Below are 22062 nucleotides of genomic sequence, written 5' to 3'. Positions count from 1 at the left end.
TGCGAAACGCGAGACCCTATGCGGCCAGGTCGGACAATTCCACGTTCGGGGAGGCCAGCCGGGCCCGGTCGACAGTGGCGCCCGACCGGATCAGCGCGTCGATCTGGTCGGACACGTCCCAGATGTTGACGTTCATGCCCGCGGCGACCTTGCCGTCGACCAGCCAGAACGCGATGAACTCGCGGCCGGCGAGGTCGCCGCGCACCACCACCTCGGCGTCGGCCGGCGCGGAGCCGGTGTATTCCATGCCGAGGTCGTACTGGTCGGTGAAGAAGAACGGCAGCCGGTCGTAGACGACGTCCTCGCCGAGCATGGCCCGGGCCGCGACCGGGCCGCTGCGGATCGCCGTGTCCCAGTGCTCGACGCGGATGCGGCGGCCCAGCAGCGGGTGGTCGATGTTGGCGATGTCGCCGGCCGCGAAGATGGCGGGGTCGCTGGTGGTCAGCTTCGACGAGACCAGCACGCCGTTGTCGACGGCGAGGCCGGCGTCGGCGGCGAGCGCGACGTTCGGGGTCACGCCGATGCCGGCCACGACCACGTCGGCCGGCAGGGTGGTGCCGTCGGCCAGGCGGACGCCGTCGGCCGTCACCTCGGTGACGTGGGTGTTCATGCGCAGGTCGGTGCCGTTCGCCCGGTGCAGGTCGGCGAAGACCTGGGCGATCCGGTCGCCGAGGATGTGTTGCAGGGGCAGGGCCGACGTGCCGACGACGGTGACCTGCGCGCCTCGGCTCCGCGCGGCGGCGGCGACCTCGAGGCCGATCCAGCCGGCGCCGACGACCACGAGGCGGGTGTCCTTGGTGACGGCCTCGTCGATGCGGTGCGAGTCGGCCAGCGTACGCAGCAGGAGGGCTCGCTCGCCGCCCGGCACGTCGAGCCGTCGTGGGGACGAGCCGGTGGCCAGGAGCAGTTTCTCGTAGTCGACCTCGTCGCCGTTGTCGAGCCGCACCGACTTGGTGGCGCGGTCGAGTGCGGTCGCGGTGACGCCCAGGCGCAGGTCGACGTCGTGCTCGGCGTACCACTCGGTGGAGTGGACGAAGACGCTCTCCGGCTCGTCGTTGCCGAGCAGCAGGCCTTTGGAGAGCGGCGGACGTTCGTACGGCCGGACGGTCTCCGCGCCGATCAGCGTGACCGGGCCCTCGAAGCCGGACTCCCGCAGGGTCTCCACCGCCTTGGCGCCGGCCAGGCCGCCGCCCACCACGACATACGTCATGGCCCCATCATTCACCCGATCGGCGGCCCCGCCTATGACGCGAGACTCGGCCGCGAAAATTTTGCCGAACCGCTTGGCACTCGCCGGGTGACAGTGCTAAAAAATGTCTTGTCGGTGCTGCTCACGAGCTCACCGGCCTCGGCAGAACTGATCTGAGCCGAGCGCCACGCGCTCGCCGGACTGGCCGGCGAGCCATCTGTAGGAGGTGGTTTTCCGTGGTGCTGACTTTCGATCCCTTCCGCGAGTTCGACCGTCTCGCGGGGCAGATGCTCGGTGGCGGCAACTCCATCGCGATGCCGATCGACCTCTACCGTTCCGGTGACCATTTCGTGCTGCACTGCGACCTCGCGGGCATCGACCCGGGCTCGGTCGACGTGGGTGTCGACGGGCGGGTGCTGACCATTCGCGCCGAGCGTTCGCCGCGCACCGACGAAGAGGTGCAGTGGGTTCGCCGCGAGCGCGCCACCGGCACGTTCGAGCGGCGGCTCACCCTGGGCGACGGGCTCGACCTCGACCGGATCGAGGCGACCTGGCAGGACGGCGTGCTGACGCTGAGCATTCCGATCGCCGAGGCGGCCAAGCCGCGCCGGATCGCCATCAACACCTCGCCCGCCGTGGGCGACCGCGCGCTCGAAAGCGCGTAACTCGTTCTGCCTTCAGGGCCCGGTGGGCGATGCGCCCGCCGGGCCCTCGGCCATTTTCTCCACGGCCGCCAGCAGCAGGTCGACGCCGAACGCGAAGTACCGCTCCGGGTCGGCGGCCTCCGCGTACGTCTCACCGAATCGGACCATCATCGGGAACTGGTCGGGCGGCAGGCACACCAACTCCATCCGGCGCTGTCGCCGCCACTCGGCGATCTCCTCCGGGCTCGCGTGCGGCGGGCCCTCCGGCTGCGCCTGGAGCAGGCCGATGACGCCGTGCATCAGATATGACGCGATCCAGTAGCCCTCCTGCACCGTGAAACCGGCCCGCGTGAGCAGCATCAGCGCGTCGTTCGAAGCGCGGGTGAAGCTTGCCGTGCGGGACTTCTCCACCAGGGCCAGCAGGTCGGGCAGGATCGGATGTTTCCGCATCACCGCGAGCAGCGCCTCGACCATCGCGCGCACCTGTTTCTGCCACGGGTCGTCGGCCTCGCGATCGGCCCGGACCGTGGACAGCGCGTGGTCGGCGATGCCGAGCAGCAGCTCTTCCTTGTTTTTGAAATGCCAGTACAGGGCCATCGGCGTGACGCCGAGCTCCTGAGCCAGGCGGCGGATCGTCACGGCCTCCAAGCCGTACTCGTCGCCGATCTGCAGGGCCCGCTCGGCCACCGCGGTCCTACTCAGTTTGTCCCCAGCCACTTGACAACCATACAACGTACAGGTGTCATGTACGAGGTACATGTACGCCGTACATGTACCTCGTACGGGAGGGCGGCAATGGACAAGAACCGCAGATGGTGGGCGCTCGTCGCGGTGGCGCTGGGCACCTTCATGACGTACCTCGACAACAACGTGGTCAACGTGGCGCTCCCCTCGATCCAGCGAGATCTCGGGCTCTCGCTCGAGGGCCTGGAATGGATCGCCAGTGCGTACGTCCTGGTCTTCGCGGGCCTGCTGCTCGCCGGCGGGCGGATCGCCGACGTGCTCGGGCAGCGCGGGGCGTTCTACGCGGGGCTCGCGATCTTCACAGTGGCGTCGGTCGGCGCCGGGCTCGCCCAGAACCAGGAGATGCTGATCGGGGCGCGAGCCGTGCAGGGCGTGGGGGCGGCGCTGCTGACGCCGGCGGCGCTGGCGCTGCTCACCTCACTGTTCCCCGACCCGCGCGAACGCGGCACGGCCATCGGCATCTGGGGTGGCGTGGGGGCGCTCGCCCTGGCCTTCGGTCCGCTGACCGGCGGGTGGCTCAGCGAACACGTGTCCTGGGGCTGGATCTTCCTGATCAACCTGCCGATCGGGATCGCGACCTTCGCGCTGGCCGCCTGGAGCATCCCTGCCGTGGGGCGAGGTGCCACGCGGGGGCTCGATCTGCCGGGTGTGATCACGTCGTCGCTGGCGCTTTTCACCTTGACGTACGCGCTGATCGAAGGAGAGTCGCAAGGCTGGACCTCCCCGGGGATTCTCGTGGCGTTCGGCGCCGCCGCGCTCTCGGCGATCGCCTTCGTCGTGATCGAGAGGCGCTCGGCCAACCCGATGATCGATCTGGCCGTCTTCCGGCTGCGGGTCTTCAGTGGAGGGCTGCTGGCCATGGGGCTGTGGGCGTTCGGCGTCTTCGGCATCTACTTCTACATGGCGATCTACATGCAGAACGTGCTCGGCTTCTCGCCCACCGCGGCCGGGGCCGCGTTCGTGCCGATGGCGCTGGTCATGGCGGTGATGGCAACGGTGGCGCCACGGCTCGAGGCGCGATTCGGCGCGGGGCGGACGGTCGCGGCGGCGTTGGCGTTGATGGCTGCTTCCGTGGCGGGCATTTCCTCGTACGGCGAAGGAACCTCGTATTTGGCGCTTTTGCCCTGGTTCTTGGTCTATGGGGTCGGTGGCGGTCTGCTGGTGCCGCTCAACAACGTGATCGTCGGGACGCTGCCGCAGTCGCAGGCGGGCATCGCGAGCGGCATGCTGAACGTGTCGCGTGAGGTCTTCGGGCTGCTCGGCATCACGATCCTCGGCGCGATCCTGACGAACCGGTCGAACGCCGCCACCGGCTCCGAGCTGCACCGATACCTGGCCGGCTACCAGTTCTCGCTGGTGGTCGCGGCGATCCTGGTCGCGGTGGGCGTGCCGATCGCGCTGTGGACGCTGCGCACGGTGAAGCCGGCCGCCGACAAGGTCGAGGAAAAGGTGCCCGAGCTGGTCTAATCGTCGGTTGTGACGACCAGGGAACCTCGCCTAGAAATCGAATACTGCACCCAGTGCCGCTGGCTTCTGCGAGCGGCCTGGACCGCGCAGGAGCTCCTGACCACCTTCCAGAAGGAGCTGGGCGAGGTGGCCCTGGTCCCCGGCACAGGCGGCATCTTCGAAATCAAGCTCGGCGACGAACTGCTGTGGTCCCGCAAGGAAAACGGCGGTTTCCCCGAGCTCCCCGACCTGAAGCGCATGGTCCGAGACCGCATAGCCCCAGGCAAAAGCCTCGGCCACACCGACCGCGCGGCGGAGCCGACCCCTTAATTCGTCCGGGGAATGCGGCGCCACCACCACGCTTCATCGCCATCGCCACCGCCGCTGTCACTTGTGGCGGCGGCGAAGCGCCGGTCGATCTCCTCCACCGCGCCACGAATCTCGTCCGGCATGTCGACGGCCAATTCGTCGCGGGTCTGAAGATCCTGTCGGTAGTACTCCTCGGGATACCAGCCGTCCGGCGGCCAGCCCTGCTCGAGCCGCGTCACCATGCCCTCCCAGGCGCCGAGCCGAGCGGCGACCTCGTGGTCGACTCGGCCTCGGAGCGAATCGGTGATCGGAGTCGGCATGCGGTGCTCGCGGATCACCTCGGGAATGGCCGCCACGCGCAGACCCGGCAAAGCTGGAAAAGGCCTTTCAACGGCGTCGATTGTGTACGCCGGCGCGTCATCCGCCTCAAAAATCCGTGCCCGCGTCTTCGTTCCGTCCGGCGCGACAAGCCAGAAAGCGCTGGGCGGAAACGGCTGCGCCTGAAAGGCGACAACCGTCCGCAGACGGCCGGCCAGCCACACTCCGGCCGCGGCCTCGGGTGGCGGCTCCGGAACCGCCTCGCTGACGTAGATGTCGAGGTTCCAATGCAGGTCACCGGTCAAAGGCGTCAAGGTGCAGATGACCGGCGACTCCCATCGCCGGTCCTCATCACCGTCGTCACCGACATCAACCGACCCGGCCGGCAGCGACAGCATCTCGGCGAGCGCTTCGGCGAGCCGGCCACGGTCCAGATCGCCATAAATCCAAAACCCGTAATTCACGGCTCGTACGTCCCGTCGTAGATCGCCTTGGCCTTGGCCACCGCGTCCGGATTCTGGGTGAACCGCGGGTTCCTGCTGAGCTGCGGGGACGCCGACAGATCACCACCGGCGCGCGCTATTTCCTTGAGCGCCGCGTATTCGTTGCGGTCGAAGCGCTCGGCGCCGATACGACCACGCTGCCCGCCCGCGGCAACATCCGACTGCGCGTCCGCGAAGCTGGCCGGATCTCCACCATGTCTCCGCGGCGGGCGCGACGGCCCTGAGTCGCCCTCGGATCCGTCACCGTGTGGACGGGGCTTCGACGGCACGGTTACATCGACCCCTCCCTGACGCATCCACGGCCATGAGTGTAGGCCGCGGAGCCAGCGGTCCGGTCAACTGCGGCGGCGGCGCAAGACGACGGCCACGCCGCCGGCTACCAGGAGGGCGCCGGCGATGGCGGCGATCAGCCATGGGGTGGTGGAGGAGCTGTCGGCGCCTTCGTCGGAGACCAGGGCGGCTGGGGGTGCCGAGGTCGGCGCCTCCGTGGTCGGCGCCTCGGTGGTCGGTGTCGGCGAAGGTGCCGTGGTCGCCGGGGCGGGGGCGGTGACGGTGAACTTGTAGGAGCCCTTTACCGGGTGGCCGTCCTTGGAGACGACGTCGTAGGCGACCGTGTATTCGCCGTTCGCGAGTGGGGCGAAGGTGATGGTGCCGGTTGCCCCGTCGATTTTGGGGGCCGAGGCGGTGACCGGGGTGGCGCCGGTGATGGTGATTTTCGTGGCTGTGGGGTTCAGCTTTTGCAGGAAGCGGAGCTTCACGCTTTCCGGGGCCTTCTTCAGCGTGGCGTTCTTGGCGGGGGTGGCCTCGGCCAGCGAATTGTGGGCCCACGCGGGGGCGCCGGGCAGCAGGACCGCGACGGTGGCTACGAGGGCCAGCGCCAGGCGAGAGGTGAGACGGCTCATCGGTCGGAAGTCCTTCTGCTAGGGCTGCGTCTTCGTAGTTTTACGGATGGTCCCCGGGTAGTCGTTCACCGCAGTGGGCTAGTTCCCCGCGTACGCCCGAAGGCGTAGTTGAAGTGCCGCTCGGGGGCGGATTTCTGAAACGGCCGCTGGTCGAAGTATCGGTCGCATGAAGATGCTTACGGTTTTCGGGTTGCTTGTCGGGGCGGTGGGGATCTCGCTGCTGTGGGCCGGTGGGGTGGAGTTCCCGGTGGCGGTGCCGCCGGGGATCGTCATTCTGCTCGTGGGGGCGGGATTCGTGGCGTGGGCTCCGTGGCGCTGGGCGCCGGTGGCCGGTGTGGTGCTCGGTGCCTTCATCACGGTGGGGTTTCTGATCAGCGGGACCGGGTTCGACAATCTCAGCGGGGACTCGGGCGCGCTCGTTGCTGTGGGGCAGGCGATTCAGCTCATCGGGGTCTGGGTGGCGGCGATCGCCGGAGTGCTGGCGTTGCGGAGGCCGGCCACTACGGGTGTCTGATCAGGGTCGTGCGGGGGGATCTCACCGATCCCGGGCATCGGGTGACGTCCATACGCTCCGAAGGTGCAGGTCGTCGACGAAATCCTGGGGGCTCTCCCGCCCGTGCTGGTGCTGGTGGTGGTGGCGGCGCTGGTGGCGGGAGAGGCGGCGTTCGTCGCGGGGCTTGTGCTGCCGTCGGCCACCGCGCTGGTGGCGCTGGGGCTCCTCGCCAACGAGGGGGTGGTGGGTGTCGTCCCGGCGCTGGCCAGCGCGGTGGTCGCGGGGCTGATCGGTGGCAATTTCGCCTACTTCGCGGGGCAGCGGAAGCCGCCCAAGGAGAACAAGAAGGCGGAGCGGCTCTTCGAGCGGTTCGGCGGCCGGGCGGTCTTCCTCGGGCAGTGGGTGGTCGGGGCGAGAACGCTGGTGCCGCGGCTGGCCGGACGCAAACGGGTGCCCTATCGCCGCTTCGCGGCATTTCATACGCCGGCGGTCGTTCTGTGGGCTACGTGGCTGGTGGGTGCGAGCTATCTTGCCGGGGCCTCGTACGACGTCCTGGCCGCCCGCGCCGGACGAGCCGGCGGCGCGCTGGCCGTTCTGACCGCGCTCATCGTCGCCCTCGTGCTCGTGGGGCGGTGGTTCGGCCGCCACCCGTCGCGGCTCTCGGTGCCGGGTTTCCATGTTCGCAGCCCGTTGCTGGTCAGCCTGGGTCTGCTCGCGGGGGCGGCATTCCTGCTGGTCGTGGCGATTCCGCCGATCGTGCGGTTCAGCGGCCTCTCCGAGGCGGACGAGGCGGTCGCTCGATGGGCGCGCGGCGAGTGGACCTCGGACGGCTATCTCTTCGCGCGCGATCTGGCCACGTCGGTGAGCCCGGAGGCGCTGCTCGGCGTGGCCGCGGCGATCTCGGTGGGCGGCTGGTTGTTCGGGCATTGGTGTCGCGGCACGCGGCCCGATCTGCCGGGATTGTTCCAGTGTCTCGCGCCGGTGCTGCCGATGGTGATCCTCTCGCTCACTCTCGAACTGCTCAATCCCGTCGACTGGACCCGGCCCGACGCTCTCGTTCTGCCGTCACTCGGCGAGTTCGACGGGCCGTTACCCTCCGCTTCGGCCGGCTCCGCGCTGGCCACGATGGCGGCCGGCGAGACCGCGCGCCTGGCCGCCGTGATCGGCCTGCTCACGTGGCTCGTCATGCAGAGGATCCGATTCCGGCATACGCAGGTGGCACTGTGGACGATCGCGGCGATCGCCGTCACCGTCTGCGCCGGGTCGTGGGTCTATCTGGGCTGGAGCCGGCTCAGTGAGACGGTCGCCGCCGTGCTGCTCGGCGTGGCCTGGGCGGCGCTGAACGCCGGAATCTGGTCGACCCGCCAGCCGATCACCGAAAACCGTCGGACCCTTGCTCTAACGTGACGCCCGTGAACCTGATGGACCGGGCCCGCGCGGCCGTCGACGCCTTGGAGCGGCTCGTCGGCGGCCTCGGCACGGCCATCCTCGCCATCGGCACGCTCATCTGGGTGGCGGCGGTCGCGGTCACGAGCCTGATCGGGGTCGGCCTGCCGTTCGTGCACAGCGCGGCCCGGGCCGTGCGGGCCGCCGCGGACCGGGAGCGGGCGCGGCTCTCCCGCTGGGGTCCCGAGATCATCGAGCCCGATCCGCTGCCGCCGGGGTTGCGCGCCGCCCGCGATCCGGTGGTGTGGCGCGAGTTCGCCTGGGTCGTCGTCCACTCCACGTGGGGCATGGTTCTGGGCATCCTGGGCATCAGCCTGCCGCTGTACGCGGCGCAGGATCTGACCTTCCCGCTGTGGTGGACGCTGGTGCCGCCGGGCACGGGTCCGGGCCTCGTCTTCTGGTACGTCGACGGGCTTTTCGGCGCATTGCTCGTTTGCTTGTACGGGGTTTTCTGGCTGGCCGTCTGCGTCTTCGGCCACCCGGTCCTCGCCCGCGTACAGGCCTGGCCCGGGCGCAGGCTGCTGGCCCCGCCGGCCGGCGCCGACCTGTCCCTGCGGGTGGCCCAGCTGACGGCGACCCGGGCCGCCGCGCTGGACGCGCACGCGGCCGAGCTGCGCCGCATCGAGCGGTCGCTGCACGACGGCGCGCAGAACAGGCTGGTCGCCGTGACCGTGCTGCTCGGTGCGGCCCGAAGACAGGTGGCCCGCGACCCGGAGGGTGCGGGCGAGCTCCTCGAGCGGGCGCAGGGCGCGGCCGAGCAGGCGCTGGCCGAGCTGCGGACGGTGGTGAAGACGATCCTGCCGCCGGTGCTCGACGGGCGCGGGCTCGACGGGGCGCTCAAGGCGCTGACCGCCGACAGCGGTGTGCCCTGCAAGCTCGAGATCGACCTGCCCGGCCGGTGCGCCGCGTCGGTCGAGGCGACCGCGTATTTCGTGGTGGCCGAGGCGCTCACAAATATCACCAAGCACAGCCGGGCGACCAGCGCGAAAGTGTCGGTGAGCCGGGAGAAACGGAACCTGCGGATCCGGGTCGAGGATGACGGCCGGGGCGGGGCCGACGAGGCCGACGGGTCGGGCATCAAGGGCATCCGGCGGCGCGTCGAGGCGTACGACGGGACATTGACCATTCAGAGCCCGCCGGGCGGGCCGACGACGATGTGGGTGGAGCTGCCGTGCGGATCGTGATCGCCGAGGACGACCCGTTGCTGCGGGAAGGCCTGGCGTTGTTGCTGCGCGCCGAGGGGCTCGACGTGGTGGCCACGACCGATTCGCCGGAGCCGTTTCTGGAGGCGGTGGACAAGCACGAGCCGGATGTGGCGATCGTCGACGTCCGCATGCCACCGACGCACACCGACGAGGGCATCGTGGCCGCGGTCGAGGCGCGGCGGCGGCAGCCCGAGTTGGCGGTGCTGGTGCTGTCGGCATACGTGGAACAGGCCTTCGCCACCGATCTGCTGGCCGGCGGGGCGGCCAAGCTGGGCTACCTGCTCAAGGAGCGGGTGGGGCGGGTCGAGGAGTTCCTCGTGGCGCTGCACCGGGTCGCGGACGGCGGGACGGCGATCGACCCCGAGGTGGTCGGGCTGCTGCTGGCGCGGCAGCGGCCGGAGAGCTCGCTGGCCCGGCTCAGCCCGCGCGAGCGCGACGTGCTGGCGCTGATGGCCGAGGGGCTCGGCAACACGGCGATTGCCGAGAAGCTGGTCGTCACCGAGGGCGCCGTGCACAAACACATCCGCAGCATCTTCGCCAAGCTCGACCTGCCCCCGGACGACCGCGCCGACCGCCGCGTCACCGCGGTCCTCCGCTACCTCGAAGCCGCCCGTTAGCGGTCGGGGTATAGCCAGCTATACCTCGAAGAGAGTAGTTAGCCATATCGATCATTCGAGGCCGCCGAAATAGCGTTTTCGGCATGGACGCAGTCATCAGGATCGAGCAGCTCACCCGGACATATGCCACGGACGGGCAGAAGGTCACGGCGCTGGCCGGCGTCGACGCCGCCTTCGCGCGAGGCACCTTCACGGCGGTCATGGGGCCGTCCGGGTCGGGCAAGAGCACCCTGCTGCAGACCGCGGCCGGGCTCGACCGGCCCAGCTCGGGGCGCGTCTGGATCGGGGACACCGAGCTGTCGAAGCTCAACGAGACCAAGCTGACCGAGCTGCGGCGCGACCGGATCGGGTTCGTCTTCCAGGCGTTCAACCTGATCGGCGCGCTGACCGTCGAGGAGAACATCCTGCTGCCGGGGCGGCTGTCCGGTCTGCTGCCTGATCCGCGCTGGGTGTCCGAAGTGGTCGAGCGGGTCGGTCTGACGCAGCGGCTCCAGCATCGGCCCGCGCAACTGTCCGGCGGTCAGCAGCAGCGCGTCGCCATCGCGCGCGCTCTCGCCGTACGGCCGGAAGTGATTTTCGCTGATGAGCCGACCGGGGCCCTGGACACGACGTCGGCCGGCGAGGTGCTGTCGTTGCTGCGGTCGGCCGTGACCGATTACCGGCAGACCGTCGTGATGGTCACGCATGATCCGGTGGCCGCCTCGTACGCCGATCGCGTGCTCGTGCTGGCCGACGGGCGGATCGTGCACGACACGCCCCAGCCGGGAGCCGACCGGATCGCCGAAATGCTGGCCTCGCTGGGCCGCCGGCTCGTGGCCGTGGAGGGCTGAGGAGTGCTGAAGCTTTCGATTCGCCTGCTGCGCGCCCGCCTCGGCACCTCGGTCGCCACCCTGGTCGCCCTCGCGGCCGGCGTCATGATCCTGATGACCCTGTCCGTCTTCATCGTCTCGGCCGCCGTCTACAAGCCCGATCCCGGCCGCTACGCCGCCGTGGACGTCGTGGTCGCTCACCGCCAGGTCGAGATCGTCACCAAGGAGTTCGACGGCGAGACGTCGGTGACCACCGCCGCCCTGCCCGAGGGGACCGTGCCCGCCGACCTCGGCGACAAGCTGCGGGCCCTGCCCGGCGTCACCGAGGTGCAGGTGTTCCCCGGCCCGGCCAAGGATCGGGTCGCGGCGTTCGGCGTGAAGGGCGACGCGGTCAAGGCCGTCGAACGCCTGGCGAAAGAGAACGGCGTCGAGGCGTACGCGGGAGACGATCGCGGCTTCGCCGACCGCTCCGAGGCCGGGGACGCGCGGTCGTTCCTCATGGAGGCCGGTTCCGCGTTCGGCGGTTACGTGGTGCTGCTGATCATCTTCGTGGTCACCGGCACGGTCGGCCTGGCCGTGCGGCACCGCCGGCGCGATCTCGCACTGCTGCGGGCGATCGCCGCCACCCCGCGCCAGGTGCGCAAGCTGGTCATGGCCGAAAACGCGGTCCTGGCCCTGGCCGCCTCCGTGGTCGGCGTGCCGGCCGCCCTGCTCGCCACCACCTGGGTGCACGACCAGTTGGTCAGCCGCGGCTTCGTGCCCGAGGGCTTCCCGATCACGGGTCAGCCGCTCGCGGCGGGGATCGCCGTCGTCCTCATCCTGCTCGTCGCCGTCGTCGCGGCCCGCATCGCCGCCCGCCGGGTCAGCCGGATCAAGCCGGCCGAGGCGCTCGGCGACATCGCGGTCGAGCCGTCACGCGGCGGCAAGGTGCGGTTCGTGTCCGGCGTTCTCACGCTCGGGGCCGGTGGGGCCGCGACCGTGTTCGCGCTGGGTGCGACCGGGATGGCCGCGCAGGCGTCGGCGATCGGGCTGCTGTATCTCTACGTGATCGCGGTCGCCCTGCTCGCTCCGTGGATCAACGCCCTTGCTGCTCGTGTGCTCGGCCCTGTCCTGCGTACCACCTGGGGTGTCTCCGGAGGTCTGGCCGTGGCGAACCTGCGGGCCAACGCCCGGGGCTCGGCCGCCGTGCTGACCGCGCTCGTGCTGGCCGTCGGGTTCGGAGGCTCGGTCTGGTTCCTGCAGAACAACCTGCAACGGCAGACCGTCACGCAGAGCCAGGACGGCATGAAGACCGACTACGCGCTGGTGGGCTCGATGCCGGCGGGGACGGCCGAGAAGATCCGCCGCACGCCGGGGGTCGAGGCCGCGACGGGTGTGCGGAACACGTCGGTGGTCGTGCCGATCTTCGACGGTGGCGAGGCGGCCACGGCCAAGGCGGTCGACACGGACGGGCTGAGCTCCACGATGGATCTCGGCGTCGACAAGGGCAGCCTGGACCAGCTGAAGGGGAACAGTGTGGCGGTGTCACAGCTTCGGGCGGATTCGTCCGGGTGGAAGCTGGGTGACGGCGCGAAGATCTGGCTACCGGACGGGCGTCAGGTCACGCTCAAGGTCGTGGCGATCTATGACCGTGGGCTCGGGTTCGCCGACGTGCTGCTCCCCCGCGATCTCGTGGCCGGGCCGGACGATCAGGTGCTGGTCCGCGGCACGGCCGTGCGGATTCCGGGCGCCACGCTCGTCCCGGCGTCCGAGCTGACCGGGCAGCTGAGCCGCGATCTGGCGCTCAGCGCCTGGCTGAACAAGCTGCTCATCGGAGTGATGGTCGGCTACGCGGCGCTGGCCGCCGGCAACACGATGGTGATGGCGGCGCTGGCTCGCAAGCGGGAGCTGGCCGTGCTGCAATTGGCCGGCGTGACCCGCCGGCAGGTGCGGCGGATGGTGACGGCGGAACAGGTCGGGCTTCTCGGCGGCGCCCTCACCATCGGTGCCCTCATCGCGGCAGTGACGCTCACGGCGGTCGTGAACGCGCTGACCGGAAGCCTGCTCCCCTACGTACCACCGATGGGCTGGGTCGTCGTTCTGGGTGGAGCGACGGTGTTGGCGCTGGTCACCACCATTTTGCCGGTACGGCGGCTGCTTCGTGTCCCGGCCGTTCATAACGCTGGGATAAAGGAGTAGACACGTGTGACCTGCGTTTCTCCAGTTTGAAGATCAGGCCCATCCCATTAGGTTAGGCTCACCTTTCCCTTCCACTGGAGTTTCTGATGCGTCTCCCGCTTGGCCGGCTCCTGCCGGTCGCCATCCTGAGCGCCGCGGTCGCCCTGGCCGGCTGCTCGACGACCGGCACCGAGGACTCCTCCGAGCCCGCCGCGACGTCGTCGGCCGCCGCGCAGTTCCCGGTCACGATCCCGACCGCGTTCGGCGACATCACGGTCCCCAAGCAGCCTTCTCGGGTGGTCGCGCTGGGCTGGAGCGATGCCGATGTCGCTCTCTCGCTCGGCGTGCAGCCGGTCGGGGCGAGCGACTGGCTGGCCTTCGGCGGCGACGGGCAGGGCCCGTGGAACGCCGGCAAGTACACGACCGCGCCGACCATCCTCGGCACGCTCGAGCTCGACATGGAGAAAGTCGCCGCCCTCAAGCCCGACCTGATCCTCGACACCCGCTCCAGCGGCGAGAAGGCCCGGTACGACCAGCTGGCCAAGTTGGGCGTGCCGGTGGTCGACGTGCCCAAGGGCGGCGAGATGTACCTGACGAGCTGGGAGCAGCAGCTCGACATGATCGGCAAGGCGCTCGGCAAGCAGACCGAGGCGGCCAAGCTCAAGACCGACCTGGACGCCAAGTTCACCGCGGCCGCCCAGGCCAACCCTTCGTTCAGCGGCAAGACGGTGAGCGCCATCGCCCGGACCGGTGACGGCTGGGGCGCGTACGTGACCGGCGACGGGCGGGTCGACTTCCTGCAGAAGCTGGGCTTGAAGAACGCCCCGAAGATCGAGGCGCTGAAGAAGGACAGCTTCTACATCCCGCTGTCGAACGAGCAGCTCGACCTGGCCGACGCGAACGTCACGGTGGTCTTCCTGATTCAGGCCACCCTCGACCAGGTCAAGAGCGACAAGATCTTCCAGGCGGTCCCGTCGGTCAAGGCCGGCCACGTGGCCTACATGGACGACAAAGACATCTCCAACGCGTTCTCGAGCAGTTCGGTCGCCGGCCTCTCGTACGCCGTCGACAAGGTCACCCCGCTGCTGGCCAGCGCACTCGGCTGACCTGTGCCGGAGGAACCCCGCCACCGCAGGGCCACCGTGCTCACCACCGGACTGGTGGTGATCACGGTGGCCCTCGCCGGTGCCGCCCTATTGAGCCTGGCCGTCGGCGCCCGCGACATCCCGTTCGGCACGGTGATGCACGCGCTGGTCAACCCGTCCGACTCGCGCGACGACCTGATCATCACGCAATCACGCATTCCCCGTACGCTCGTCGGGCTGCTCGCGGGAGCCGCGTTCGGGCTGGCCGGGACGCTGATCCAGGGTGTCACCCGCAACCCGCTCGCGGACCCGGGAATCCTCGGGGTCAACGCTGGAGCGGGTCTTTTCGTGGTCATCGCGATCAGCATCTTCAGCGTCACGACCCTGACGGGATACGTGTGGTTCGGCTTCATCGGGGCGGCCATCACGTCGGTGCTGGTCTACACGATCGGCTCGGTGGGGCGCGGCGGGGCGACGCCGATCAAGCTGGCTCTGGCCGGGGCGGCGGTCACCGCGGCCCTGACGTCGTTCACGACGGCGGTGCTGCTCAACGACGTGGACACGTTCGATCAGTTCCGGTTCTGGCAGGTCGGTTCGCTGGCCAACCGGGGCTCGGACGTGGTCGTACAGTCGCTGCCGTTCCTCGCTGTCGGCGCGGTGTTGGCGTTCGCGTCGGCTCGAGCTTTGAACGCGCTCGCGCTCGGCGATGACGTGGCCACGTCATTCGGTCAGAACGTGCTGGTGGCGCGGCTCGTCGCCGGGTTGGCGATCGTGCTCTTGTGTGGCACGGCGACGTCGATGGCGGGGCCGATCGTGTTCATCGGGCTGATGATTCCGCACGTGGCGCGGGCGATCACCGGGCCGGATCACCGGTGGATGCTGCCGTACTCGATGCTCCTGGCGCCGCTGCTGTTGCTGCTGGCCGACGTGATCGGCCGGGTCGTGGCGCGGCCGGGCGAGGTGCAGGTGGGCATCGTGACCGCGATCATCGGCGCGCCGGTGTTCGTGATTCTGGCTCGGCGCAGAAGGCTGGCCGAGCTATGAGCATCGTTGCCACGACCCGGCGGCGCTCCGCTTCTAGAGCGCGGCGCGTCTCTTCGGTGCTTTTTGTCGCCGTGGTCGCGATGTTCGCGCTCACCCTCTCCTACGGCGAATTCCAGATCTCGCTGCCGGACGTGGTGCGGTCGCTGCTGGGGCTGCCGACGCCGGCCGGCGTGGACTACATCATGCACTCGCTGCGGCTGCCCCGAGCGTCGGTCGCGGCGCTGGCCGGGCTGGCGTTCGGCCTGGCCGGGGCGATTTTCCAGCAGCTGCTGCGCAACCCGCTGGCCAGCCCCGACGTGATCGGGGTGGCGCAGGGAGCGACCACGGCGGCGGTGCTGGCGGTGATGGTGGGCGGCTTCTCCGGGGTGGCCGTCTCGGCCATCGCCCTGACCGGCGGCCTGGTCACGGCCATCGCGATCTACCTGCTTTCGTGGCGCAACGGGGTCGGCGCCTACCGCCTGATCCTGGTCGGGATCGGGGTGGGGACGGCGCTGACCAGCGTCACGTCGTTCATCCTCACCCGGTCGGACGTGAAGGTGGCGGCCGAGGCGCTGATCTGGCTGACGGGAAGCGTCAACGGACGTACGTGGTCGCAAATTGTGCCGTTGTTTGTCGCTCTTATCGTTTTGCTGCCTCTCACACTGATCCTGGGACGCGCTTTGTCCGGAATGCAGCTGGGCGACGATCTAGCACGTGCTTTCGGCGTACGCGTCGAGACTTGCCGCCTCGCCCTGCTGCTTACCGGCGTGTGCCTGGCCGGCATGGCAACCGCGGCGGCCGGCCCGATCGCCTTCGTCGCCTTCATGTCGGGGCCGATCGCGGTGCGGCTGGTCGGCGGCGGCCGCCCGGTGCTGCTGCAGGCCGGACTGGTCGGAGCCTTGTTGGTCCTGGTCGCCGACTTCGCCGGGTCGCACCTGCTCGGCTCCCGCGTCTACCCGGTCGGCGTCGTGACCGGCGTCATCGGCGCCCCGTACCTGCTGTGGCTGCTGGCCACATCGAACCGCACCGGCCGAGGAGGCTGACCGCTTTGCAGGCCCCATCCACACTTGCAGCTTCGGCACTGTCCCTCGGTTACGGCGACCGCGCGGTCGTTCAAGACCTGACCCTGCCCATCCCCACCGGCAAGGTCACCATCATCATCGGCCCGAACGCCTGCGGGAAGTCCACGTTCCTGCGGGGCCTGGCCCGCTTGCTACCGCCGTCGTCGGGCACGGTCCTGCTGGACGGCAAGTCGATCCAGGAGACCCCGAGCCGCGAGGTGGCGCTGCGGTTGGGCATCCTGCCGCAGGGCCCGATCGCCCCCGACGGCATCACGGTGACCGACCTGGTGAGCCGCGGCCGGCACGTGCACCAGGGCTGGTTCCGCCGTTGGAGCAGCACAGACGACGACGCGGTGGAGCAGGCGCTGACCGCGACGGGCACGCTGGAGTTGGCGGCCCGCTCGGTCGACGAGCTGTCGGGCGGCCAGCGCCAGCGGGTGTGGATCGCGATGGCCCTGGCCCAGCGAACAGGCGTGCTCTTGTTGGACGAGCCGACGACGTACTTGGACGTGAGCCACCAGGTAGAAGTCCTGGACGTGCTGACCGACCTGAACGAGGCCGAGGGCACCACCATCGTGATCGTCCTGCACGAGCTGAACTTGGCGTGCCGCTACGCCGACCACTTGGTCGTCATGAAGGACGGCGCGGTGGTGACGGCTGGCGCTCCGACGGAGGTCCTCACCGAGGAGGTGGTCACCGACGTCTTCGGCATCCGCTGCCGAGTAGTCCCCGACCCGGTCTCCGAAACCCCGATGATCGTCCCGATCGGCCGCCACCGAACCGCGTCATAAGTAGTACGCGTGGGCGGTCGCGGGCGCACATCCCGCCCGGCGGTAGATGCGCATGAGGGCGACGACAATCTCGATGAACAACGGAATGTCGACGCCCTCCGCGGAGCCGGAAGGCTCGCCCACGGCCGCGTCGAACAACAAGCTTCCCAGCGGGCGCCCGCTCTCATCAGACGGCCGGATTCGCTGGGCCCGCACTTCGAACGCCACAAAGCCGGCCTGCCGATCGGCTTCCCACCGGTAGAGCACCACATCGCCGTTGACGTCACCCTGAGCCCAGATGCCGATCGAAGCTGACATCGCCGACTCCCCTTCATGTAGCGATCGCCGACCGACGCTTTGACATTCATCCATATCATCGGCGCGTGGCTCGTTCTCACTCCTCACAGCCGAAGCCTTCCACCGGAGGCGGCAGTGGTGGCGGCGGGGATCCACCCCGGCGGCGAACGGCTGCCGGCGGCGCCGACGATGGAGGCAGCGTCGCCGCCGCCCAAGAGAAGGTCGCCCGGGCCGCAAACTTCGGCCGACCCGGTGCTTCGGGCCGGCCCGGCGCTCCGGGGGCGAGTGCGGTCAAGGGTCCGGCGGCGAAAATTCCGTTGAAGCCGCCCAATAACCGGCACAATGTCAACAGCATCCGGCCCCAGAGCCCGCCGAAGAACAAGAACACGATCGTCTTGCCGGGCACGGATGTATTGGGTGACCTGGCGGAGATCTCCGCCGGCCGCGGCACTTGGATCGAGCAGGCCAACCAGTACGAGGTGAATGGTCGGCGGTACATCGTCGAGTCGACCGGAACCGTCATCCCCGTGTCAGGGCCTGGTTTCGTCAACCTGTCGCGGCCCGAATATAGGGTCCTCAAGCAGCTGATCGGATCGGGCGGCGACATCGACGCGGCGCGAGAGGCGTTGCGCCGTGATCCGAGCATCAGCGAGGCCGATTGGCAGCCGGCACTCGACGTCTTCAAGCACCACAAGAGTTACAGGGGCGAGGCATGACCTACGGAATCTACTTCGACAGCGAGACGCCGGCGGAAGACCTCCGTCAGGCGTTGCACGCCGTTTACAACGTGCCGCTGGAGCTGATCTACGTGGGTCCGTACGAGCTGCTCAACGACTATCCCGGCCCCGATCCGATCGTGCTGATCACCCCGGCCGAGGGCCGGTTCGGGCACGAGCTCAGTGCGGGTGACAAGCTGCGGGAACTCACCAAGGCCAGCGAGCTGGAACTCGCTCAGGCGATCTGCCGTGTCGCCCGGAGCTGGGCCCTGCTCGATGACGGCAGCGTTGCGCCGGACTACTGGTATCTCGTAGCCGCGGACGGCAGCTATGGACGCGTGCAGACCGATCCGGATCGCGACGAGCTCAGCGTCCTCTACGCGCTCGAACCCATTGCCGGTGAGCCAGATCTGCCCGTTGTTTCGCCGCCCGACTGGGCCCAGCACTGAGGAGTCAACCCTGACGATCGTCGGGGGTGGGGATTGCCGTTCGGGGCGGGTTTTCGGCTGTTCTTGTTTCTACGGTCGGTCTCCATGAAACGAGGAACTCTGGGGTTGTTGGTTGCGGTTGGCGGCCTGGGATCGGTGGCCTTGCTTTCTCCGGGCGGGGTGGGCCAAGCCGGGCCGGTGCACGTTACTGACGGCGTTTCGGTGGCTGTGTATCGAGCGGTTGCCGGAGCGTTGGCGGGCGCGCCGTCGTGGGTTGGGCCGGTGCTCGAGGTGGCTACCGATGGCACTCTGGTGCTTCTCGGTGTGCTGCTGGCCGGGATGTGGTGGATGGCGATGCGCCGCCGGGACGTACGAATGGTTGCCGGGGTCGTGTTGACCGGTCTGGGCACCGTCGTGGCGTACGGCATCAGCGAAGCGGTCAAGCTTGTGGTTGATGAGGAACGGCCGTGCCGCGCATTGCTTACGGGAATCGAGGTCATCGCCGAATGCCCGGCGGGCGGGGACTGGTCGTTTCCGAGCAACCACGCCACCCTCGCCGCGGGGCTGGCCGTGGGGGTGGCGATGCTGCGACCGCGCCTTGCCGTGCTCGCGTTGCCCCTGGCTGGAGTGGCCGCGCTGCTGCGGGTGCTGGTAGGGGTTCACTATCCGCACGACGTTCTGGCCGGTGCCTTGCTCGGGGGCACCGTGGTGGCGGCAACTCTGCTCGGGCCTATGTCGTCACTGTTGCGCAAGGCCCGCTTCGTGGGCGACCACCGCGGCCGCGGCCCGGTTGTCCACACCGAGCCGGGCCAGGATGGAGCTGACGTGGGCTTTGACCGTTCCTTCGACCACGTGCAGGCGCCGGGCTATCTGAGCGTTGGACAGGCCGCTGCCGAGGAAGGCCAGCACCTCGCGTTCCCGAGGGCTGAGGGAGTCGACCAGATCGCGGGCGGTGGAACGCCGGGTGGCCAGGGTGTCCGCGCCCGTCGCGGCGAGGTGCGCTACGACGCGGGCGGCGACTCTCGGTGACAGGTAGGCGGCGCCGTCGGCCACTGCCCGTACACCAATAATCAGCTCTTCCGGCTCGCCGGATTTGATCAGGAAGCCGGCGGCTCCGCCGCCGAGCGCCCGCAGGATGTAGTCGTCCTCGCCGAACGTCGTCAGGATGATCACCCGGGTGGCCGGCACCGTGCGGCGGAGCTCCGCCAACGCGTCGATGCCGTTCATACCGGGCATCCGGATGTCGAGGACGGCCACCTCGGGCCGGTGCCGTCGTGCCAGCTCGACGGCCTGGTGTCCGTCGCCGGCCTCCCCGACGACGTCGATGTCGGCGGCGGTGGTCAGAATCGCGCGGAGGCCGGCGCGGATCATCGGCTCGTCGTCGGCGATCAGTACGCGGATCATCGGCGGCTCACGGGGTGACCGTGTCCCTGGACACCAGCACGCCGTCGCGGAAGCAGAGCCGGTAGGCGTCCCCGGAGCGGTCGTCGAAGCGGTCGGCCGTCATCGCGTAGTACTCGCACCTCAACCCGTCTTCGGTCGGCTCGGCGGTCAGCGGTCGGTGGCGGGTCTGCCGGGACGGCAGCAGAGACTCCACCTCGGAACGATCCTGCCCGACGCTCAGGCGGGCGTAGTCGCCCGGATCCAGGACCGCCCGCGACGCGGACAGCGTCTCCCAGCCGGCCAGGGCGCCGCTCAGCACGGCGCCGGTGACCAGCGGCACCATCACTGCGATGGCCAGGGACCGGCTCACCCGGCGCCGGGCGCGGCGATGTTCCTGCGGGAGCTCCCGGTCGATCCAAGGTGTCGCCGGCGGTGGTACGGGGGTGTGCGGGATCCGCGCGGTGACGGCGAAACCTTCGTTGCGCGGCCCGTACTCGAAAGTGCCTCCGACCAGCCACACCCGTTCGGCGAGGCCGACCAGGCCGTGCCCGCCGCCGCATGGCCGGGGCTGCCGGGCGACCGGGCTGTTCTCCACCACGATCGTCGTCTCGGCCGTCGCATGCGTTACCGAGATGATCGCCGCCGCTCCGGGCGCATGCTTGGCCACATTGGTCAGCGCCTCCTGCGCGACCCGATGCAAGGCCCGCTCGGCCATCGGCGGCAGATCGTCGGCCTCGCCATCGACACGCAGATCCACGGCCAGCCCCGACGCGGACGCCGCGGCGGTCAGCGTCGCAAGATCAGGGCCGTGTACGTCGGTAGGGGCGCTGTCGGTCTGCTCGCGCAGAACGCCGATCACCTCGCCGAGGCGCTCCACCGCGGCGGCGGCCCGGGCTCTGATGTTCGCGGCCCCCTCGCGATGCTGCCCGTCAAGGCCGGGCGCGAGTTTGAGCGCGCCGGCGGACAGGGCGATCAAGCTGAGATCGTGACCGAGCAGGTCATGCATGTCCTGGGCGATCCGTGCGCGTTCACGCAGCCGCGCCTGCTCGGCGATCAGCTGGTGCTCCCGCTGCGCCTGCTCGGCCCGCTCCCAGCCGGCCGGGGCGAGATCCTGATACTGCCGCCAGAACCGTCCCGCGAACCACGGCGTCATCGCGCCGGCCACGATCACGATCAGGAACCGGCTCGCCAGCGACAGCCAGCCGGGCACGACCGAGAACACCACTACACCGGCCGAAAGCACTGCGACCAACGTGAAAACCGCTGGGCCCGTACGCCCCGGGCGCCGTCCAACCAGGAACGCGGTGACCACGGTCGGCAGCAACCAGCACCAGCTCACCATGCTCAGACCAGCAAAGATGACGACCGCCGCTACCTGGATCGTTGCGCGCTTCACCGAGGCGACGCTACGGGCTGCGGCGGCCGCCCGGCACTGCCGAAAGACAAAGATGCGATACGGTTCCAGCCGATCTTGGAGCTCGTTCCTCAGCATCCGGGAAGGCCATCGATGAAGCGCAACCCGGGAGTCCTGGACCTGTTGGTGCAGGCTCAGCGGCGACGTCAACGCGAACAGCAGGCCCAGCAACGTGCGCAGGCGGCGGCTTTGCAGGAACAGCAGAAGGCGCACCGTGCCGCACAACGCGCCGCCGCTCAGGGGCACAAGGCCGCGATGGCGGCCTACCAGACCGCACGAGAGAGCGAGGCCGCCCAGCAGACGGCCGAGCTTGAACGGCAAATCGCCTCGCTCAGCCGGATTCTCGTCGACGGCGCTGCTCTGCCGCCGCTTCAGCCCGCCCATTTGAAAGCCGCAGCGCCGGTGGTTTCCTTCAATCCCGGGCCGCTGGCGCATCCCGTACCCATGCCTGATCCAGCTCGCTATCAGGTCCCGCCGCTGCCCGCGCTGCAATCGCTCAATCCCACGGCCCGGCGAGAACACGCGGACCATGTCGCCCGCGCGCGCAGCCATTTCGAGCACGACTGGCACGCGGCGCAAGCCGCCGAGGCCGACCGTTGCCGGCGACTGGACGAACTGCACCGTCAACACCAGGCATGGCTCCATGACCAACAGCGACAAGTCGCCGAGCGAAACGCCTGGGCTGATGGCCTGCCTCCGCGACTACAGGCCGGCGATCCCGACGCCGTTGGGGGCTACTTCACCGCGGTTCTCTATGTGAGCGCGGGATGGCCGCTTCAGTTCCCGCGGGCCGCACGCACCGAATGGGATCGCACCGCTCGCCAGCTCATCGTCGACTGGCAACTACCCAGCTTCGAGACGGTTCCGGACGCCACCCGTGTCCGGTACGTCAAAAGCAGCGACGAATACAAGCGCATCGCGATGGCCGCCGGCCCGCGAGCCGCTCTCTACCGCGATGCGTTGTGCCAGAGCACTTTGCGAGTGGTCGCCGACCTGTTCCGCGCCGACCACTTCGGAAACCTGGCTTCGTTGTCGTCAACGGCTACGTCGTGGCCCGCGACCCCGCAACCGGACAAGACGCCGACCACTATTTGGTAAGCGCC

At 69.4% G+C, this 22062-nt stretch carries 24 protein-coding genes and 1 pseudogene; 17 read left to right on the top strand and 8 right to left on the bottom strand.

Annotation, left to right across the window (positions count from 1 at the left end; all coding sequences use genetic code 11):
• Positions 1–16: 16 nt before the first annotated feature.
• On the bottom strand, positions 17–1210 hold the full coding sequence (locus CRP55_RS37035; RefSeq protein ID WP_097326645.1) for an NAD(P)/FAD-dependent oxidoreductase: 1194 nt from the start codon (positions 1208–1210) through the stop codon (positions 17–19).
• A gap of 215 nt (positions 1211–1425) precedes the next feature.
• Between CRP55_RS37035 and CRP55_RS37030 the strand changes: the two genes are divergently transcribed.
• Positions 1426–1854 carry an Hsp20/alpha crystallin family protein gene (locus tag CRP55_RS37030; protein WP_097326644.1) on the top strand — a complete coding sequence of 143 codons (429 nt, stop codon included), beginning with the start codon at positions 1426–1428 and terminating at the stop codon, positions 1852–1854.
• Positions 1855–1866: 12 nt separating this feature from the next.
• Here CRP55_RS37030 and CRP55_RS37025 read toward each other — a convergent pair whose 3' ends face one another.
• Complete coding sequence (locus tag CRP55_RS37025) at positions 1867–2550, bottom strand: TetR family transcriptional regulator (protein ID WP_245923616.1); 684 nt, start codon at positions 2548–2550, stop codon at positions 1867–1869.
• 78 nt (positions 2551–2628) lie between these two features.
• Between CRP55_RS37025 and CRP55_RS37020 the strand changes: the two genes are divergently transcribed.
• Both CRP55_RS37020 and CRP55_RS37015 read left to right on the top strand, forming a co-directional pair.
• Entirely contained in the window at positions 2629–4044 is a 1416-nt protein-coding gene (locus tag CRP55_RS37020) for a DHA2 family efflux MFS transporter permease subunit (RefSeq protein WP_097326642.1), read from the top strand.
• A 9-nt stretch (positions 4045–4053) separates the two neighbouring features.
• A complete protein-coding gene (locus CRP55_RS37015) occupies positions 4054–4353 on the top strand; it encodes an Rdx family protein (RefSeq protein WP_097326641.1) in 300 nt (99 codons plus the stop codon).
• Here CRP55_RS37015 and CRP55_RS37010 read toward each other — a convergent pair.
• From CRP55_RS37010 to CRP55_RS37000, 3 genes are all read right to left on the bottom strand, one after another.
• The gene (locus CRP55_RS37010) at positions 4350–4955 is read right to left on the bottom strand and encodes a hypothetical protein (RefSeq protein ID WP_143235187.1); all 606 of its coding nucleotides are present in this window, start codon (positions 4953–4955) and stop codon (positions 4350–4352) included. The genes CRP55_RS37015 and CRP55_RS37010 overlap by 4 nt on opposite strands.
• A gap of 155 nt (positions 4956–5110) precedes the next feature.
• Positions 5111–5422 carry a hypothetical protein gene (locus CRP55_RS37005; RefSeq protein ID WP_097326639.1) on the bottom strand — a complete coding sequence of 104 codons (312 nt, stop codon included), beginning with the start codon at positions 5420–5422 and terminating at the stop codon, positions 5111–5113.
• A 66-nt stretch (positions 5423–5488) separates the two neighbouring features.
• On the bottom strand, positions 5489–6055 hold the full coding sequence (locus tag CRP55_RS37000) for a copper resistance CopC family protein (protein WP_097326638.1): 567 nt from the start codon (positions 6053–6055) through the stop codon (positions 5489–5491).
• Between the two features lie 166 nt (positions 6056–6221).
• On the opposite strand from CRP55_RS37000, the gene CRP55_RS36995 reads away from it, so the two are divergent.
• From CRP55_RS36995 to CRP55_RS36950, 10 genes are all read left to right on the top strand, one after another.
• Positions 6222–6569 carry a hypothetical protein gene (locus CRP55_RS36995; RefSeq protein ID WP_097326637.1) on the top strand — a complete coding sequence of 116 codons (348 nt, stop codon included), beginning with the start codon at positions 6222–6224 and terminating at the stop codon, positions 6567–6569.
• A gap of 63 nt (positions 6570–6632) precedes the next feature.
• Entirely contained in the window at positions 6633–7955 is a 1323-nt protein-coding gene (locus CRP55_RS36990) for a VTT domain-containing protein (RefSeq protein WP_097326636.1), read from the top strand.
• 14 nt (positions 7956–7969) lie between these two features.
• Positions 7970–9178, top strand: a complete 1209-nt coding sequence (locus CRP55_RS36985; RefSeq protein ID WP_097326697.1) for a sensor histidine kinase — start codon at positions 7970–7972, stop codon at positions 9176–9178.
• Positions 9166–9816, top strand: coding sequence for a response regulator (locus CRP55_RS36980; RefSeq protein WP_097326635.1), 651 nt, complete (start codon positions 9166–9168; stop codon positions 9814–9816). Before CRP55_RS36985 ends, CRP55_RS36980 begins: the two co-directional genes overlap by 13 nt.
• An 83-nt stretch (positions 9817–9899) precedes the next feature.
• Entirely contained in the window at positions 9900–10646 is a 747-nt protein-coding gene (locus CRP55_RS36975) for an ABC transporter ATP-binding protein (RefSeq protein ID WP_097326634.1), read from the top strand.
• Between the two features lie 3 nt (positions 10647–10649).
• Entirely contained in the window at positions 10650–12803 is a 2154-nt protein-coding gene (locus CRP55_RS36970) for an FtsX-like permease family protein (RefSeq protein WP_097326633.1), read from the top strand.
• Positions 12804–12889: 86 nt separating this feature from the next.
• Positions 12890–13888 (top strand): iron-siderophore ABC transporter substrate-binding protein, encoded by a 999-nt coding sequence (locus CRP55_RS36965; RefSeq protein WP_097326632.1) that lies wholly within the window; start codon positions 12890–12892, stop codon positions 13886–13888.
• Positions 13889–13924: 36 nt separating this feature from the next.
• A complete protein-coding gene (locus CRP55_RS36960; protein WP_097326631.1) occupies positions 13925–14911 on the top strand; it encodes a FecCD family ABC transporter permease in 987 nt (328 codons plus the stop codon).
• On the top strand, positions 14908–15933 hold the full coding sequence (locus CRP55_RS36955) for a FecCD family ABC transporter permease (protein ID WP_097326630.1): 1026 nt from the start codon (positions 14908–14910) through the stop codon (positions 15931–15933). Before CRP55_RS36960 ends, CRP55_RS36955 begins: the two co-directional genes overlap by 4 nt.
• 5 nt (positions 15934–15938) lie before the next feature.
• Positions 15939–16742, top strand: coding sequence for an ABC transporter ATP-binding protein (locus CRP55_RS36950; RefSeq protein WP_218854798.1), 804 nt, complete (start codon positions 15939–15941; stop codon positions 16740–16742).
• Here CRP55_RS36950 and CRP55_RS36945 read toward each other — a convergent pair.
• Positions 16737–17039 (bottom strand): hypothetical protein, encoded by a 303-nt coding sequence (locus CRP55_RS36945; RefSeq protein ID WP_097326629.1) that lies wholly within the window; start codon positions 17037–17039, stop codon positions 16737–16739. The genes CRP55_RS36950 and CRP55_RS36945 overlap by 6 nt on opposite strands.
• A 65-nt stretch (positions 17040–17104) precedes the next feature.
• Here CRP55_RS36945 and CRP55_RS52435 point away from each other — a divergent pair, with 65 nt between their 5' ends.
• The 3 genes and pseudogenes from CRP55_RS52435 to CRP55_RS56115 all read left to right on the top strand — a co-directional run.
• Complete coding sequence (locus CRP55_RS52435) at positions 17105–17734, top strand: hypothetical protein (protein WP_143235183.1); 630 nt, start codon at positions 17105–17107, stop codon at positions 17732–17734.
• Positions 17731–18183 (top strand): hypothetical protein, encoded by a 453-nt coding sequence (locus CRP55_RS36935; protein WP_245923615.1) that lies wholly within the window; start codon positions 17731–17733, stop codon positions 18181–18183. The genes CRP55_RS52435 and CRP55_RS36935 overlap by 4 nt, the downstream gene beginning before the upstream one ends.
• 84 nt (positions 18184–18267) lie before the next feature.
• Positions 18268–18873: pseudogene (locus CRP55_RS56115) on the top strand (phosphatase PAP2 family protein); the annotation flags it as partial.
• A gap of 27 nt (positions 18874–18900) precedes the next feature.
• Here CRP55_RS56115 and CRP55_RS36925 read toward each other — a convergent pair.
• Positions 18901–19566, bottom strand: a complete 666-nt coding sequence (locus CRP55_RS36925) for a response regulator (protein WP_097326627.1) — start codon at positions 19564–19566, stop codon at positions 18901–18903.
• Between the two features lie 7 nt (positions 19567–19573).
• Complete coding sequence (locus CRP55_RS36920) at positions 19574–20941, bottom strand: sensor histidine kinase (RefSeq protein ID WP_245923614.1); 1368 nt, start codon at positions 20939–20941, stop codon at positions 19574–19576.
• 111 nt (positions 20942–21052) lie between these two features.
• On the opposite strand from CRP55_RS36920, the gene CRP55_RS53490 reads away from it, so the two are divergent.
• Positions 21053–22057, top strand: coding sequence for a hypothetical protein (locus CRP55_RS53490; RefSeq protein ID WP_179855475.1), 1005 nt, complete (start codon positions 21053–21055; stop codon positions 22055–22057).
• The last annotated feature ends 5 nt before the right edge of the window (positions 22058–22062 follow it).

Source organism: Paractinoplanes atraurantiacus (assembly GCF_900215205.1).
GTDB classification, from domain to species: Bacteria; Actinomycetota; Actinomycetes; order Mycobacteriales; family Micromonosporaceae; genus Actinoplanes; species Actinoplanes atraurantiacus.
The sequence above is the reverse complement of the archived record's forward strand: the minus strand, read 5'-3'. Positions and strand labels throughout refer to the sequence as shown.

Excerpts from the sequence above, each read along its gene's own strand:
- CRP55_RS37035 (WP_097326645.1), bottom strand. The coding sequence starts at position 1,210 with ATGACGTATGTCGTGGTGGGCGGCGGCCTGGCCGGCGCCAAGGCGGTG.
- CRP55_RS37020 (WP_097326642.1), top strand. The coding sequence starts at position 2,629 with ATGGACAAGAACCGCAGATGGTGGGCGCTCGTCGCGGTGGCGCTGGGC.
- CRP55_RS37000 (WP_097326638.1), bottom strand. The coding sequence starts at position 6,055 with ATGAGCCGTCTCACCTCTCGCCTGGCGCTGGCCCTCGTAGCCACCGTC.
- CRP55_RS36995 (WP_097326637.1), top strand. The coding sequence starts at position 6,222 with ATGAAGATGCTTACGGTTTTCGGGTTGCTTGTCGGGGCGGTGGGGATC.
- CRP55_RS36985 (WP_097326697.1), top strand. The coding sequence starts at position 7,970 with ATGGACCGGGCCCGCGCGGCCGTCGACGCCTTGGAGCGGCTCGTCGGC.
- CRP55_RS36975 (WP_097326634.1), top strand. The coding sequence starts at position 9,900 with ATGGACGCAGTCATCAGGATCGAGCAGCTCACCCGGACATATGCCACG.
- CRP55_RS36965 (WP_097326632.1), top strand. The coding sequence starts at position 12,890 with ATGCGTCTCCCGCTTGGCCGGCTCCTGCCGGTCGCCATCCTGAGCGCC.
- CRP55_RS36955 (WP_097326630.1), top strand. The coding sequence starts at position 14,908 with ATGAGCATCGTTGCCACGACCCGGCGGCGCTCCGCTTCTAGAGCGCGG.
- CRP55_RS36945 (WP_097326629.1), bottom strand. The coding sequence starts at position 17,039 with ATGTCAGCTTCGATCGGCATCTGGGCTCAGGGTGACGTCAACGGCGAT.
- CRP55_RS36935 (WP_245923615.1), top strand. The coding sequence starts at position 17,731 with ATGACCTACGGAATCTACTTCGACAGCGAGACGCCGGCGGAAGACCTC.
- CRP55_RS36925 (WP_097326627.1), bottom strand. The coding sequence starts at position 19,566 with ATGATCCGCGTACTGATCGCCGACGACGAGCCGATGATCCGCGCCGGC.
- CRP55_RS53490 (WP_179855475.1), top strand. The coding sequence starts at position 21,053 with ATGAAGCGCAACCCGGGAGTCCTGGACCTGTTGGTGCAGGCTCAGCGG.